General features: G+C 52.7%; 13 protein-coding genes and 1 other annotated feature. Of the genes, 2 read left to right on the top strand and 11 right to left on the bottom strand.

Translation table 11 applies throughout. The annotated features are described in order from the left end of the window. Positions 1-54 precede the first annotated feature (54 nt). Together ibpB and ibpA are read right to left on the bottom strand one after the other, a co-directional pair. On the bottom strand, positions 55-483 hold the full coding sequence (gene ibpB / locus GHC22_RS00065; protein WP_003827096.1) for a small heat shock chaperone IbpB: 429 nt from the start codon (positions 481-483) through the stop codon (positions 55-57). A 92-nt stretch (positions 484-575) separates the two neighbouring features. Continuing rightward, the gene (gene ibpA, locus GHC22_RS00060) at positions 576-989 is read right to left on the bottom strand and encodes a small heat shock chaperone IbpA (protein WP_003023882.1); all 414 of its coding nucleotides are present in this window, start codon (positions 987-989) and stop codon (positions 576-578) included. Next, positions 983-1,055 (bottom strand) — a sequence feature (ROSE (Repression Of Heat Shock gene Expression) occurs in the 5'-region of heat shock genes and acts as an RNA thermometer to modulate expression.). Its footprint overlaps the gene before it by 7 nt. A gap of 238 nt (positions 1,056-1,293) precedes the next feature. Here ibpA and GHC22_RS00055 point away from each other — a divergent pair. After that, positions 1,294-1,626, top strand: a complete 333-nt coding sequence (locus tag GHC22_RS00055; protein WP_003023879.1) for a YceK/YidQ family lipoprotein — start codon at positions 1,294-1,296, stop codon at positions 1,624-1,626. Position 1,627: 1 nt separating this feature from the next. Here GHC22_RS00055 and GHC22_RS00050 read toward each other — a convergent pair whose 3' ends face one another. Next, positions 1,628-2,854, bottom strand: a complete 1,227-nt coding sequence (locus tag GHC22_RS00050; RefSeq protein WP_153751976.1) for a DUF3748 domain-containing protein — start codon at positions 2,852-2,854, stop codon at positions 1,628-1,630. A 99-nt stretch (positions 2,855-2,953) separates the two neighbouring features. Here GHC22_RS00050 and cbrA point away from each other — a divergent pair, with 99 nt between their 5' ends. After that, entirely contained in the window at positions 2,954-4,099 is a 1,146-nt protein-coding gene (cbrA, locus tag GHC22_RS00045) for a colicin M resistance lipid reductase CbrA (protein ID WP_008786537.1), read from the top strand. On the opposite strand, the gene GHC22_RS00040 is transcribed toward cbrA, so the two are convergent. From GHC22_RS00040 to dnaA, 8 genes are all read right to left on the bottom strand, one after another. Next, entirely contained in the window at positions 4,088-5,215 is a 1,128-nt protein-coding gene (locus GHC22_RS00040) for a DUF4056 domain-containing protein (protein ID WP_153751975.1), read from the bottom strand. The genes cbrA and GHC22_RS00040 overlap by 12 nt on opposite strands. Continuing rightward, complete coding sequence (locus GHC22_RS00035) at positions 5,212-6,342, bottom strand: BamA/TamA family outer membrane protein (protein ID WP_370458800.1); 1,131 nt, start codon at positions 6,340-6,342, stop codon at positions 5,212-5,214. The genes GHC22_RS00040 and GHC22_RS00035 overlap by 4 nt, the downstream gene beginning before the upstream one ends. Continuing rightward, positions 6,339-7,349, bottom strand: a complete 1,011-nt coding sequence (locus GHC22_RS00030; protein ID WP_228553213.1) for a hypothetical protein — start codon at positions 7,347-7,349, stop codon at positions 6,339-6,341. Before GHC22_RS00030 ends, GHC22_RS00035 begins: the two co-directional genes overlap by 4 nt. 171 nt (positions 7,350-7,520) lie before the next feature. Further along, positions 7,521-8,333, bottom strand: coding sequence for a sugar-phosphatase (gene yidA / locus GHC22_RS00025; RefSeq protein WP_008786541.1), 813 nt, complete (start codon positions 8,331-8,333; stop codon positions 7,521-7,523). A 210-nt stretch (positions 8,334-8,543) separates the two neighbouring features. Further along, complete coding sequence (gene gyrB, locus GHC22_RS00020) at positions 8,544-10,958, bottom strand: DNA topoisomerase (ATP-hydrolyzing) subunit B (RefSeq protein WP_008786542.1); 2,415 nt, start codon at positions 10,956-10,958, stop codon at positions 8,544-8,546. A 28-nt stretch (positions 10,959-10,986) separates the two neighbouring features. Continuing rightward, positions 10,987-12,060 (bottom strand): DNA replication/repair protein RecF, encoded by a 1,074-nt coding sequence (gene recF, locus GHC22_RS00015; protein WP_153751974.1) that lies wholly within the window; start codon positions 12,058-12,060, stop codon positions 10,987-10,989. Beyond that, positions 12,060-13,160, bottom strand: coding sequence for a DNA polymerase III subunit beta (gene dnaN / locus GHC22_RS00010; protein WP_003023863.1), 1,101 nt, complete (start codon positions 13,158-13,160; stop codon positions 12,060-12,062). Before dnaN ends, recF begins: the two co-directional genes overlap by 1 nt. 4 nt (positions 13,161-13,164) lie before the next feature. Continuing rightward, positions 13,165-14,568: a chromosomal replication initiator protein DnaA gene (gene dnaA / locus GHC22_RS00005; RefSeq protein ID WP_003827078.1), complete on the bottom strand. Its 1,404-nt coding sequence runs from the start codon at positions 14,566-14,568 to the stop codon at positions 13,165-13,167.

The following is a 14,568-nucleotide window of genomic DNA, read 5'->3' as shown; positions in this document are numbered from 1 at the left end:
GGTAAAGCACAAAAAAGCCCCGTCATTTCTGGCGGGGCAAAGGCATGGAGCTATTTAACTATCTAATGCAGGACGTTCGCTGATGGCGATACGTTGTGGAGCAATGGTTTCAGGTTCATTCCGGGTCAAATCAATATGCAGCAAGCCGTTAGTGAAGCTTGCGCCGGAGACCTCCATATTTTCAGCCAGCGTAAAGCTCAGGCTGAACGGCTGAGTGACCAGCCCCTGATGCAACCATTTGGTCTCTTTTTCCGGCTGCTGCGGCGTACCTTTCACGGTCAGGCGCGTGCCTTCCAGTTGAATATCCAGATCTTCCTGGCGGAAACCGGCTAACGCAAGGGTAATGCGGTAGTGGTTATCATCGCTCTTTTCGATGTTATAAGGCGGGAAGCTCTGGCTTTCACCGGTGTTTTGCAAGGCATTGGCCAGTTTGTCAAAACCGATCCATTGACGCAGCAGTGGGGATAAATCGTAGTTACGCATAATAATCTCCTTCTAAGAAGCGAGTAGGTACCTTTCGGCTCCCTGACGGCAAGCCGATGACTTAGCAAGGCCGCCTGAAGCGGCCTACAGAATTAGTTGATTTCGATGCGGCGCGGTTTGTTCGCTTCAGGAATCACGCGCTCAAGATCGATATACAGCAGACCATTTACCAGGTTTGCGCCGCGAACATGAATGTTCTCCGCTAACTGGAACTTGCGTTCAAAGTTGCGCTCGGCAATACCCTGATACAGGTAAGTACGTTCTTTTTGATCGTCCGCATGGGCGCCTTTTACCACCAGCAGATTGTCCTGGGCAGTAATTTCCAGTTCGCTTTCAGCAAAACCGGCAACGGCAATTGCAATGCGGTAATGGTTTTCGTCTACCAGCTCAACGTTGTACGGAGGGTAGCCGCCATTGCTCTGGCCCTGATTGTTTTCCAGCAGGTTAAACAGACGGTCAAAACCAATAGCAGAACGGTACAGCGGGGATAAATCAAAGTTACGCATAATCAATAGCTCCTGAAATCAGCGAGAATAATTGACCTTCCATCATGGACAGGTCAGGTAGCCAGGACACCCATCAGGCATGCCCTTCATTTGTCTACACTCTAAAAATGGGTCTTAATACAAACTTTTCAAGCGTATTCATCTGACTTTTTTTGCAGTTTGTTGTCTATTGCATACACTGGGGGGAGCAGTTGTTCTCGTTAAATCGCGATGGCCGCCACAGTGCGACGAAATGGTGATGTTATTTTCGCAACGGATCGCTTTAACTCACCATGCAAACACGATAAATACAGATGAATAAATGATGATTAAAAAAATGTTGGTAACACTGACGATGTGTAGTGGGATGGCGTTTGTAAGCGGTTGTTCCAGCATCATGTCGCATACAGGTGGTAAAGAAGGGACGTATCCTGGCACGCGAGCCAGTGCCACAATGATTAGCGAAAGTGATACAAACTGGGGAACCAAGTCGCTGGCGATTCTGGATATGCCTTTTACCGCGGTGCTCGATACGGTATTGCTACCTTGGGATCTCTTTCGCAAAGATAACTCGGTGAGATCCCGCGTAGAAAAGAGCGAGGAGAGAACCCAGGCCACGAACGCCGTTATTCCCCCGGCAGAAATGTCTGCTCCATAAATTAACGCCCGGTTTCAGTCACCCACAGCTGGCGGAAACCCTCGACGTCTTCCATCCACGCAACCTGTCGACCATCAGGGGAGAAGACGATCGCATCGGCCGACGGCGGGTTATCATGACGTTCCGTTAAAAAATCAATCTCGCCCGTTTGAACATCACAACAGGCAATTCTGTTCTCCAGTACAAATCCCAGCCATTTCCCCGATGGGTGCCAGTTAAAGGCTGACTGAATATTCGTAGCGCACTGGGTAAGCTGACGCAGCGATCCACCCTGTGGAGAAATCAGCCATAGCTGTACAATACCGTTGTCATCACGCATTAAAAACGCAATCTCAGATGCCTTTGGATTACTGCGTACCCAGTGGCGAGGCTGATTCACCAGCCCCGGGAAGGCGCGCTCATGGGTAAACGTCAGACGGCGTTGGCGAATACCGGATGGCGGCGCAGGCATGGTCATGTCAGTCCCCTCCAGAGGCGCGTCCCCCGGCTGTTTCCAGCCGCTTTCATCCTGTGGCAAATCAACAATAAACAGCTCTGGTACTTTCTCGCCAGTGGCTGATAGCGTATCACCGATAAACGCCAGCCTGTTTTCTCCAACCCAGCCCTCTTCATAGGCGCGGTTAATCTCATCGCTACCCGGTTTTGGCGTTGGTGTCGTCTGGCTCACCAGCACGCACCAATGGCTGCCACTGTATTCACGCGGATGCTGCGCGGAGACCTTCACCGGACCATACGGTGCAGCCACGCCGACGTTGCGTAAATCGAGCGCCGGAGAGCGCTCATGCAGTACATGGTCGTTATAGGTGAAACTGACAAACTCACCGTTCGGGCTAAAGACATGCACATGACTCCCGCCGCGCAGCGCACCTGGCGTATAGGGCGCAGTAATATCCATTGCATCCAGATTCTCCACCCCAGCCTGCGTAACAATCACCCCACGACGATGATGGAAGTCGTAATGCCATGTTTCATCAGGATTTTCAGGCCCGTGAATGAAGACATATTTTTCCAACTTTGGATGAACGGTCACCACGCCAACGTGCGATCCCTGAGTAGCCCGGTAAATCACCTCCAGCTCGCCAGTATGGATATTGACGCGCTCAATTGTTTCACCGGTAAAAGAGGCGCCGGAAGGGCGCACATCAAAGACCAGCCACTGGCTGTCCGGTGTCCAGGTATTGATATTGGTAAGCTGATGATTACGCGGCGTAAAGGTGATTTTCTTCATGGGATGCCCTGATACAAGACGATTAAAACAATCATACTTCACAAGCACTTCACTTTCAGGCTTTAGCGTATCGCCATCTTCATTTTTGCGGACAGAAAGATGGAACATTTTGACGTAGCGATTATCGGTTTAGGTCCGGCAGGCGCAGCGCTGGCGCGACAGTTGAGCGGAAAAATGCGCGTGATTGCGTTGGATAAAAAACGCCAGTGCGGCAACGAAGGTTTCACTAAACCCTGCGGCGGTCTGCTGGCCCCGGACGCCCAGCGTTCGTTTATCCGCGACGGGATAACCTTACCCGTTGATGTTATCGCCAACCCGCAGATTTTTAGCGTTAAAACGGTTGATGTTGCCGCTTCTTTGACGCGTAACTACCAGCGCAGCTACATTAATATCAACCGCCATGCTTTTGATTTATGGCTTAAATCTCTCATCCCTGATGATGTGCAGGTGTATCACGACAGCCTGTGCCGGAAAATCTGGCGCGAGGGCGATAAATGGCATGTTATCTTCCGCGCCGACGGTTGGGAGCAGCAGATAACTGCACGTTATCTGGTGGGGGCAGACGGTGCGAACTCACTGGTGCGCCGTCATCTCTATCCACAGCACCAAATCCGTAAATATGTCGCTATTCAACAATGGTTTGCGGAAAAGCATCCCGTACCGTTCTATTCCTGTATTTTTGATAACGATGCAACTGACTGTTATTCCTGGAGTATCAGCAAAGATGGCTATTTTATCTTTGGTGGCGCCTACCCCATGAAGGACGGACAGGCACGCTTTGACGCGCTGAAAGAGAAGCTGGAAGCGTTCCATTTCCAGTTCGGCAAACCGGTGAAAAGTGAAAAATGTACGGTGCTATTCCCCTCACGCTGGAAAGACTTCGTCTGCGGCGAGGACAACGCATTTTTGATTGGTGAAGCGGCCGGTTTTATCAGCGCCAGCTCGCTGGAAGGGATTAGCTATGCGCTGGACAGCGCGGAGATCCTCAAATCGGTACTGCTGCGGGATACGCCAGATATGAATCACGCTTACCGTAAAGCCACCCACAAGTTACGTCTCAAACTGTATGGCAAAATCCTGAAAAGCCGGGCCCTGACGTCGGCATTTTCCCGTAAATGGATTATGCGCAGCGGCGTTGCGCATATTCCCTTGGCAAAATCAGAAAACCGCCCGCCAGTGAAAGAAAAACGTGAGAGAAAACGTAGTAAGGCAATGACATTGTGGCGCGTTTTCTTAAGGGACTGAGTTCACCTCGCTGTCACGGCCTTGTGCCACCGTAGCCAGCGCGGGAAAGTTGGCGACGGTGTACCAGGAACCTGGCGTAGGCAGCCGCTCCATTGTACGGCCAGGCCAAAGTTCGAGTTGTGCCAACGCATCAAGGGAATATTCTCGCCAGTGATGTGGCAACATCAGTCTCAATGGCGAGGCTTGTTCACCCGGTACCGGCGTCGGTAAACGCGAGTCACTCACATCATAGTTTCTGTGCAGAACCAAATATTTCTCTGGTACCCGACGCTGGCTGTTCCACCATTTGCCATCCAGCATATCAAACTGAAAGCGGGTGATTTTTTCCGGTTTTGCCCCCAATTGCATCAACGCCTGGCGCAGCGCGTTGTTCATCGCCGCATCGTACATTTCCGTTGTTGCCAGTTGCCCATTGAGGATCAGCGATACCGCAATTCTGGCACCCAACAAATTTGAGTAGAGATCTTCCGGGGAAAATGCAGAAACCTCCTCCGAAAATCCTGGAACAGACTCAAAACCATACCATTGCGCAATTTCATGCCAGGCAGCGAGCTGAAACGCCAGATGCGCGGCCATCCATGCCGCCAGCGCGTAACGATCAGCAGGCTCTGTGGGGGGTGTGAAAGCGTTAAATACGACATGCCGTTGCGCAAGCTCATCATCCAGACGCAGCGTAAATGATTGACCAAGCCGTGGAAGAAGATGGCTAAAGAGCCAGGCCGTCATGTCTGCGGTATCACGGACATGTGCGGTATCAATGAAGCCACCGCGAGCGGTATACACTATGCCGTTATTCTCATGCCCGATCCCTGCCAGATTCGCTAGCCCTAACAGTAGGCTATCGTTATAGCGGTGCTCGCCGATGCTATCGATCGTGACAACATTATCAAGTTCATAAAATGGCACCGGCATATGCAGTACCTGTGCGTGCAGGTCGTAGCCAAACGCGCAGCACGGACGTAATCCCTGAGGTGCAGGGAGGGGCGAAACTACCGGCCAGGCAGTACCCTGGGCCTTATCCTCTGTAGAAACGAGCTGCAAAGTTACAGGTATTGCCGCACGGGCTATCGCCGTTGCCAGCCATAAGAGCGCTATTAACACCACCTTATTGATCAAAATGCCTCTCCAACCTGAAAATAAAAACCGCTGCTCCCTTTGCCAATCCCATAATCAAGACGCACATTCACCCGGGGCTTAAATTCAAAGCGGTAGCCCACACCGGCGGACGGTAACCAGCGTCCATCGTCCAGCGCATGAAAAGAGGGTCCCATCGTGCCCGCACCGAGCCAACCAACCACACCATGCCGCCAGTCAAGTTTCCGCCGATACTCCAGTTGCCCGCTGACGGCGTTTTTATCCCGATAGCGCCCTTCGTAATAACCGCGCATACGCTGATTGCTGCCAAACAGCGGCATCATGCTCCACGGCACATCGCCCTGGGTAAACGCGCCGTCCATCTCCCAGGCAAGCACATTGTTCTCGTCCAGCAAGTGATAGCGGCTGTAGTGCAGTTGATATTCATCAAATCGCGTATCGCTTCCCACCTCTGGTGTGAATCGGGTATAGCGCACATCGGCATACTGTCCTTTACGCGGGTTGGGAACGAAATCACGATCGTCCCAGCTGAGTTCGACACTACTTCCGGAGCTGAGAACCGACGCCCCCTGCCCGGTATGCTCAATGTTGGGCGGATCGTTATCGTCCATTTGGGTAGCGTGCTGGGCGTTCAGCGACCAGCCAAGCCCCAGATAAACATTGGGTGCCAACTGGCGATACAACGTTGGACGCAACTCCAGAACCTGAGCGGTGTATTGCTGTTTTTGGTTATCTTTATCCCCAGCGCTAAAACCTTGCCCCCAGTAGTAGGTTGGAGTATCCGTTAATGCGCCATTGAGAAAGAATCGCCACCGATCGTCGGCAAAAAATGCGTAATTTTGCATCGTGATACCGAATGCGCCAGTTGAGCTAAAATAGCCGCTGAGCGTCAGCGTCGAGTTTTGGCTTACCGTATCATTCGGGTCAGGGCGATACATCCCCACCACCGCTGTACCGATCCCTAACCCCAGCTCCGGGGTATAAAACGGTCCCGGCATTACGCCCCAGTCAATGCCTTTGCTGGCGTCAAAGCTATCACTGGCACCCAACTTATTTAGCCAACCGTCAACTTCGCCTCGGCTCGGCAACGCTGCCCGCACTGTACAGGAGAGCATGTTGAACAGCAGGAAGAGGGTAAGACGGCTCAAAAGCGATACTCTCCCGCCATGAAGAAACTGTTACGTTCAGCAAAGCCGATTTCGGTCGTGACGTTGAAGTTCCGGGTAATTTCATACTGTGCGCCCACCAGCACGTTCCAGGGGGATTGGAGATGCTGTTTAACGTCAAAGCGGCCATTGCCGTCTTTGTTGGCGATATCCACGAGTCTTTGCAGCGTTTCAGACGGCATGGTGAGATCGTTAAGGCTACCGCTAAATTCTTGCTGCACGTCCTGGTACATACTGCCAACCCATAGATTCAACTTTCCGGATGGCAGGTGCAGCGCATCCACACTGGGGGTGGTAAAGCGATAACCGATGCGCGGAGAAAGGGTTAAGGCGTCAATACTCCCATCCAGAATATCGAACCGCGTCTGGGTGTAGTTGGCATCAAAAGCAGTAAACCAGTTGCCTACACCGCCAACCAGCGTCGTCCCTACGCCGTAGGTGGTGCCTTTAAAGTCGAGCTGAAACGCCAGATTCTGCAAACTGCTTGGTGTGCGGTCTTTAAGGGGGCCTTTTATCCCGACGCCTATTTGCGAAACGGAGTGGCCATCGGTATAGCCAATCAGGCCATAGACGTTCATAAACGGCAGCAGCCAGGCATCCAGCTTCAGCGTTTCGGTTTTACTGCTTTCGCGCGTATTGCCGACGCTAATTTTAAACGCGTTATCCAGTGAGCGGCCACCGAGGGAAAGACCGTTGAAGTTAATACTATCCACATTAATATTTTGTCGGATATTCATGTAGTTAATATTCACGCCAAACGGTGCCGGTAGTTCATATCCGCGCTTACGCGCTTCATCGCCTAAAAAGGGCAAAATGGTGTGGTTTTCGGCAGGTTTAACCGTCGTTTTTTCCGGTACAGGCGCAGACAGACCGTTATCCTGATAGCCAAAGAGAGGTGTAATTGTTGAGCTGGAATCCGTCGCGGCACTGGCATGAAAAACCAGACAGGAAGACGTTATCAACACCACGCGGATGCTTGTGTTTGTCATAAGAAAGTTTAGTAGCAGGCAGGAATTGCCCAGATATAAAAGAAGAAGGGAGAGTATAGAAGTTACGTACTATGTGGAGGTATTAATGTGCGGTTTCACATCTGATAATATAAATATATGTTTTATAACATCTTAATGTTATTGCCCAGCCGAGGCCAGGCATAACACGCATCAGGAAAGGACGTATTTCTCTATCGCCCAGGCGACGCCATCTTCAAGGTTAGATTTCGTTACGAAGTTGGCGATTTCTTTGACTGATGGAATAGCGTTATCCATGGCAACGCCCACGCCTGCGTATTCAATCATCGCGATGTCGTTTTCCTGATCGCCAATCGCCATCACCTCTTCGGCTTTAATGCCTAACGCATCGGCCAGCGATTTTACGCCCGTCCCTTTATTGACGCGTTTATCGAGGATTTCGAGGAAATACGGCGCACTTTTCAGCACGGTGTACTTCTCTTTTACTTCCGCAGGTAGACGAGAGATAGCTTTATCGAGGATCTCCGGCTCGTCAATCATCATCACTTTCAGGAACTGGGTTGCGGGATCCATTTTCTCGGCTTCACAGAACACCAGCGGGATGGTCGCGACAAACGATTCGTGCACCGTGTAGTAGCTGATATCACGGTTCGCGGTATACAGCGTATTGCGATCGAGGGCGTGGAAATGCGAGCCAACTTCCCGGGAGAGCTGCTCCAGGTAACGATAATCATCATAGCTCAGCGCGGTTTGCGCCACGGTACTGCCATCCCCTGCTTTCTGCACCAGCGCACCGTTGTAGGTAATGCAGTAGTCACCGGGTTGTTCCATATGTAGTTCTTTCAGATAGCTGTGAACGCCGGCATACGGGCGTCCCGTGGTCAGCACCACATTCACGCCACGCGCGCGTGCCGCGGCAATCGCCGTTTTGACCGCTGGTGAAATGGTGTGATCGGGTAGCAGAAGTGTGCCATCCATGTCGATAGCAATAAGTTTGATAGCCATGAGTTCCCCGGATTAAATGAGTCCGTCCTCATGCTAACGCGATTCCGCTCAAAAAACAGCTACGAAAAGGGGGATAGAAAGGGGAATCGAGATTCCCCTTTTTGTAGATTGGTTGTCGTTTGTAGGCCTGATAAGCAACGCGCCATCAGGCACAATACAACGTCTTGCCGGATGGCGGCGTAAACCGCCTTATCCGGCCTACAGATTGGCTTAAATATCGATGTTCGCCGCTTTCAGGGCGTTTTCTTCGATAAATGCGCGACGCGGTTCAACGGCATCGCCCATCAGCGTGGTGAACAGCTGGTCGGCAGCAATCGCATCCTTCACGGTAACGCGCAGCATACGACGGCTTTCCGGATCCATGGTGGTTTCCCACAGCTGTTCCGGGTTCATCTCGCCCAGACCTTTATAACGCTGGATAGCGAGGCCACGACGAGACTCTTTCTGCAGCCATTCCAGCGCCTGCTCAAAGCTGGCAACCGGCTGGCGACGCTCGCCACGTTCGATAAACGCATCGTCTTCGATCAGCCCACGCAGCTTCTCGCCAAGCGTACAAATACGATGGTACTCGCCACCGGTCACAAATTCATGCTCCAATGGATAGTCAGTATCGACACCGTGGGTACGCACCCGGATCACCGGTTCGAACAGGTTCAGTTCAGCGTCTTTACGCACGAAGCTATTCCAGGTGCTGCCGTGCATTTCGTTTTCATTAAGCACGTTAACCAACTGGGAAACCCAGGCCGTAACTTTCGCTTCATCAGCCAGATCGGCTTCTGGCAGCGTCGGTTGATAAACCAGCTCTTTCAGCAGCGCTTTCGGGAAACGACGTTCCATACGGCCAATCATTTTCTGCGTCGCGTTGTATTCAGAAACCAGTTTCTCTAACGACTCACCGGAAAGGGCCGGTGCGCTGGCGTTGGTGTGCAGCGTAGCACCATCCAGAGCGATAGAGATCTGATACTGATCCATCGCTTCGTCATCTTTAATGTACTGTTCCTGCTTGCCTTTTTTCACTTTGTACAGCGGTGGCTGTGCAATGTAAACGTGGCCGCGTTCAACGATTTCCGGCATCTGACGATAGAAGAAGGTCAACAGAAGCGTACGAATGTGCGAGCCATCGACGTCCGCATCGGTCATGATGATGATGCTGTGATAACGCAGTTTGTCCGGGTTGTACTCGTCTCGACCGATGCCACAGCCGAGCGCAGTGATCAGCGTCGCGACTTCCTGAGAGGAGAGCATCTTGTCAAAGCGCGCTTTCTCGACGTTGAGGATTTTACCCTTCAGCGGCAGAATCGCCTGGTTTTTACGGTTACGGCCCTGCTTCGCAGAACCGCCCGCGGAGTCCCCTTCCACAAGGTACAGTTCGGACAGCGCCGGGTCACGTTCCTGACAATCCGCCAGCTTGCCCGGCAGACCGGCTAAGTCGAGCGCGCCTTTACGACGGGTCATTTCACGCGCACGACGTGCAGCTTCACGAGCACGTGCAGCATCAATAATTTTGCCAACAACGATTTTCGCGTCAGACGGGTTTTCCAGCAGATATTCGCTCAGCAGTTCGTTCATCTGCTGTTCTACCGCCGATTTCACCTCAGAGGAGACCAGCTTGTCTTTGGTCTGTGAGGAGAACTTCGGATCCGGTACTTTCACGGAAACAACGGCAATCAGGCCTTCACGGGCATCGTCACCGGTGGCGCTGACTTTCGCTTTTTTGCTGTAGCCTTCTTTGTCCATGTAGGCGTTCAGGGTACGGGTCATCGCCGCACGGAAGCCTGCAAGGTGAGTACCGCCGTCACGCTGTGGAATGTTGTTGGTGAAGCAGTAGATGTTTTCCTGGAAACCATCGTTCCACTGCAGCGCAACTTCAACGCCGATACCGTCTTTTTCGGTGGAGAAGTAGAAGATATTCGGGTGGATCGGCGTCTTGTTTTTGTTGAGGTATTCAACAAACGCCTTGATGCCACCTTCGTAGTGGAAATGGTCTTCTTTGCCGTCACGCTTGTCGCGCAGACGAATAGAGACGCCGGAGTTCAGGAATGACAGCTCACGCAGACGTTTCGCCAGAATGTCGTATTCAAATTCAACAACATTGGTAAAGGTTTCGTGGCTTGGCCAGAAACGGACCTGAGTCCCGGTCAATTCTGTTTCGCCGGTTACTGCCAGCGGCGCCTGCGGCACACCGTGCACGTAAGTTTGCTGATGCACTTTGCCTTCACGACGAATCACCAGTTCCAGCTTCTGTGACAGGGCGTTAACGACGGAAACACCCACGCCGTGCAGACCGCCGGAAACTTTATAGGAGTTATCATCGAATTTACCGCCTGCGTGCAAAACGGTCATGATAACTTCCGCTGCCGAAACGCCCTCTTCCGGGTGAATACCGGTTGGGATACCACGGCCATCATCGGTAACGGACACGGAGTTGTCAGCGTGAATCGTTACCACGATATCTTTACAGTGACCCGCGAGCGCTTCGTCGATAGCGTTATCTACCACCTCGAATACCATGTGGTGCAGACCGGTGCCGTCATCCGTGTCGCCGATATACATACCCGGGCGCTTACGCACCGCATCCAGTCCTTTCAGGACTTTGATACTGGAGGAGTCATAAGAATTCGACATCAACGTTTCTCGCTCATTTTATCTTGGGTTAATCCGTTATTTTACCCTTTTCCACGGTAAACATCTTCGAATTTTCATCGGACATGTCTATAACGTGTTCAGCGCTTATTGCGCTGACAAAGACCTGAGATTGCGTGGCTTTTAAGCGGCTGGCCAGCAGTCCGCGACGCGCGTCATCCAGTTCAGAGGCAAAATCATCTATCAGGTACAGGCAGCGCCGCCCGCTTTCACGGGTCAGGAACTCCCCTTGCGCCAGACGTAAGGCGCACATCAGCAGCTTTAGCTGCCCACGCGACAACGTATCTTCCACCGGCGCACCGTCGGCGCGAATGCGGAAATCCGCCTTATGCGGGCCATGCGCAGTGTAGGTCAACATGCGATCGCGTTCAAAACTGCGTTCCAGCACTTCGGCATAATCAGTCTCTTTCTCCCAGCCGCGCTGGAATGAGAAGGAGAGCGAAAACTCGGGAAGAAACTGCTGGCAGGTATCCGCCATATCCTGCGCGATACCGGCGCTGTACTCCGCGCGCCAGGTGCTGATTTGTTCCGCCAGCGGGATAAGTTCTCTATCCCACGGGCGCAGTTGCTCATAACGACTCACCTGGCGCAGTGCCGCATTACGCTGCTTGAGCAGTCGCTTCAGGTTGCTCCAGGCGGTGAAAAATCCGGCTTCATTGTGAAAGCATCCCCAGTCAAGAAATGCTCTTCTGAATTTGGGGCCGCCGTTGAGTAAAGTAAACCCCTCTGGCGTGATCAGCTGCATCGGCATCAGGTGTGCCAGTTCTGCGACCTTGTGCCCGTCAGTGCCGTCAATGCGCACTTTGCTGTCGCCCAGTTTGTCTTTCGTCAGGCCAATCGACGTCTCACGTTCTTCACCCTGCAAACGCCCGTGTAAAACAAACGACTCCTGCTCGTGGCGAATCACGCGGCCAATCTGCAAACTGCGAAACGCCCGGCCATGGCCGAGCGTATAGATGGCTTCCAGCACACTGGTTTTGCCGCTGCCGTTCGCGCCAACCAGGAAGTTAAAGCCAGGGGATAAAGCGAGATCCGCGCTTTCGATATTGCGAAAATCGCGGATCAACAGGCGGGTGAGCGACATTACAGTCTCATTGGCATAACAACATAGGCAGCCGACTGTGATGCGGCATCTTCAATCTGTACGCTCGATACGGAATCGGTCAGCAGAATCCGCACGTTCTCGCACTTCAGCGCGTTCAGAACGTCCAGTACGTAGCTCACGTTAAAGCCGATTTCCAGTTCTGTACCAGGATAGGAGACATCCAGAATTTCTTCTGCTTCTTCCTGCTCCGGGTTGTTGGCGGTGATTTTGAGCTGGTTTTCGCTGACATACAGACGCACGCCGCGGAATTTCTCGTTCGAGAGGATCGCCGCACGCGCAAACGCCTGTTTGAGGATATCGCAACCGGCTTCCAGATGCTTGTCCGGATTCTTCGGCAATACGCGGCGATAATCCGGGAAACGGCCATCAACCAGCTTAGAGGTGAAGATGAAGTCACCAACGTGCGCACGAATGTTGTTGCTGCCAATCTGCACGCGCAGCGGGTTATCGCCGCCGTCGAGCATACGCATCAGTTCAATCACACCTTTACGCGGTACGATCACCGAATGGCTTGGCAACGGCTGACCGACAGGCATTGAACAAACCGCCAGACGGTGACCGTCGGTCGCCACGGTACGCAGCTCTTCCCCTTCGGTTTCAAACAGCATGCCGTTTAAGTAGTAACGTACGTCCTGATGCGCCATCGAAAACTGCGTGGCTTCAATCAGGCGCTTCATCGTCGCCTGCGGCAGGGTGAATTCGACTTCGCTCTGCCAGTCGTCCAGATTCGGGAAGTCGGCGGCAGGCAGCGTAGACAGCGAGAAACGGCTGCGGCCAGAACGCACCAGCATACGGTCGCCTTCCAGTTGAACGGCAATTTCCGCGCCTTCCGGCAATCCACGGCAAATATCGAAGAATTTACGTGCCGGAACGGTGGTCGCACCAGGTTCATGGGGCTGGATCAACGCCACGCGCGCCACCATCTCCATTTCGAGATCGGTACCAGTCAGCGAAAGCGTGCCGTCAGCAACCTGCAGCAGCAGGTTTCCGAGAATAGGCAGTGTAGGACGTCCACCCAGCGGGCCGCTGACCTGCTGAAGCGGTTTTAATAAATGTTCACGTTCAACGGTAAATTTCATAGCGTCACGAAGATAATGTTCTGATTAAATTGGAGAAATCTTCTTTAATGTCATGGCTTTCTTCACGCAACTGCTCAATCTTGCGGCAGGCATGAAGCACGGTAGTATGGTCACGCCCACCAAACGCGTCGCCAATTTCCGGCAGACTGTGGTTAGTGAGCTCTTTTGCCAGCGCCATCGCCATCTGGCGCGGACGAGCTACCGAGCGAGATCGACGCTTAGAAAGCAGATCCGCAATTTTGATTTTGTAATACTCCGCCACCGTCTTCTGGATATTGTCGATGGTGACCAGCTTTTCCTGCAAAGCCAGCAGATCGCGCAGCGCTTCACGCACGAAATCGATAGTAATCGCCCGGCCGGTAAAATTGGCGTTGGCGATCACGCGGTTCAGTGCGCCTTCCAGCTCACGTACGTTAGAGCGTAGACGCTTGGCAATAAAGAACGCTACTTCACCCGGCAGACGAATGTCGTTTTCGTCGGCTTTTTTCATCAGGATCGCAACACGCGTTTCCAGTTCAGGCGGTTCGATCGCGACAGTCAGTCCCCAGCCAAAGCGGGATTTCAGACGATCTTCAACGCCGTTGATCTCCTTCGGATAGCGATCCGAGGTCAGGATGATCTGCTGATTGCCTTCCAGCAGGGCGTTAAAGGTGTGGAAAAACTCTTCCTGCGATCGCTCTTTATTCGCGAAGAATTGGATATCGTCAATCAGCAGCGCGTCAACGGAACGGTAGTAGCGTTTAAACTCTTCGATCGCGTTGTTTTGCAGGGCTTTGACCATGTCCTGCACAAAACGCTCGGAGTGCATATACACCACTTTGGCGTTTGGCTTACGCGCCATAATGCCGTTACCGACAGCGTGCAACAGGTGGGTTTTACCCAGACCCGTACCGCCATATAGGAATAACGGATTGTAGGCGCCGCCAGGATTGTCCGCCACCTGACGTGCCGCCGCGCGCGCCAGTTGGTTAGATTTACCTTCAACGAAGTTATCAAACGTGTGTTTGACGTTGACGTTAGAACGATAGGTAGGTTCTGCCGGAGCCGGGACGTTATCCCAGCCTGGACGAGCCGCCGGAGCAGCACGTTGTGGTTGCACTTGCTGAGCCACGTGGGCGGGCGCAACAACGTTGTTGACCGGCGTTTTCAGCGTTTGCGTGACGGGTTTAGTGCCGACTTCAAAGCGCAGCTGTGGGGCATCCGCTCCACAGAAATTATTGAGTAATCCATTAATATTATTAAGGTATTTATCCCTTACCCAATCGAGCACGAAACGGTTTGGCGCATACAAAGCCAGCGTGTTATCGCTCAGTTCCGCCTGCAACGGGCGTATCCACATACTGAACTCTGTGGCTGGTAACTCATCCTGCAATCGGGCAAGACACTGCTGCCAAAGCGAAAGTGACAC

It is taken from the genome of Citrobacter sp. H12-3-2 (assembly GCF_009649895.1).
Taxonomy (GTDB): Bacteria; Pseudomonadota; Gammaproteobacteria; order Enterobacterales; family Enterobacteriaceae; genus Citrobacter; species Citrobacter portucalensis.
This window is presented reverse-complemented; position numbering and strand designations above follow the sequence as displayed.

What these genes read in the sequence shown, in the direction of transcription:
- ibpB (WP_003827096.1), bottom strand. Translation starts at nt 483, where the DNA reads ATGCGTAACTACGATTTATCCCCACTGCTGCGTCAATGGATCGGTTTT.
- ibpA (WP_003023882.1), bottom strand. Translation starts at nt 989, where the DNA reads ATGCGTAACTTTGATTTATCCCCGCTGTACCGTTCTGCTATTGGTTTT.
- GHC22_RS00055 (WP_003023879.1), top strand. Translation starts at nt 1,294, where the DNA reads ATGATTAAAAAAATGTTGGTAACACTGACGATGTGTAGTGGGATGGCG.
- GHC22_RS00050 (WP_153751976.1), bottom strand. Translation starts at nt 2,854, where the DNA reads ATGAAGAAAATCACCTTTACGCCGCGTAATCATCAGCTTACCAATATC.
- cbrA (WP_008786537.1), top strand. Translation starts at nt 2,954, where the DNA reads ATGGAACATTTTGACGTAGCGATTATCGGTTTAGGTCCGGCAGGCGCA.
- GHC22_RS00030 (WP_228553213.1), bottom strand. Translation starts at nt 7,349, where the DNA reads ATGACAAACACAAGCATCCGCGTGGTGTTGATAACGTCTTCCTGTCTG.
- yidA (WP_008786541.1), bottom strand. Translation starts at nt 8,333, where the DNA reads ATGGCTATCAAACTTATTGCTATCGACATGGATGGCACACTTCTGCTA.
- gyrB (WP_008786542.1), bottom strand. Translation starts at nt 10,958, where the DNA reads ATGTCGAATTCTTATGACTCCTCCAGTATCAAAGTCCTGAAAGGACTG.
- recF (WP_153751974.1), bottom strand. Translation starts at nt 12,060, where the DNA reads ATGTCGCTCACCCGCCTGTTGATCCGCGATTTTCGCAATATCGAAAGC.
- dnaN (WP_003023863.1), bottom strand. Translation starts at nt 13,160, where the DNA reads ATGAAATTTACCGTTGAACGTGAACATTTATTAAAACCGCTTCAGCAG.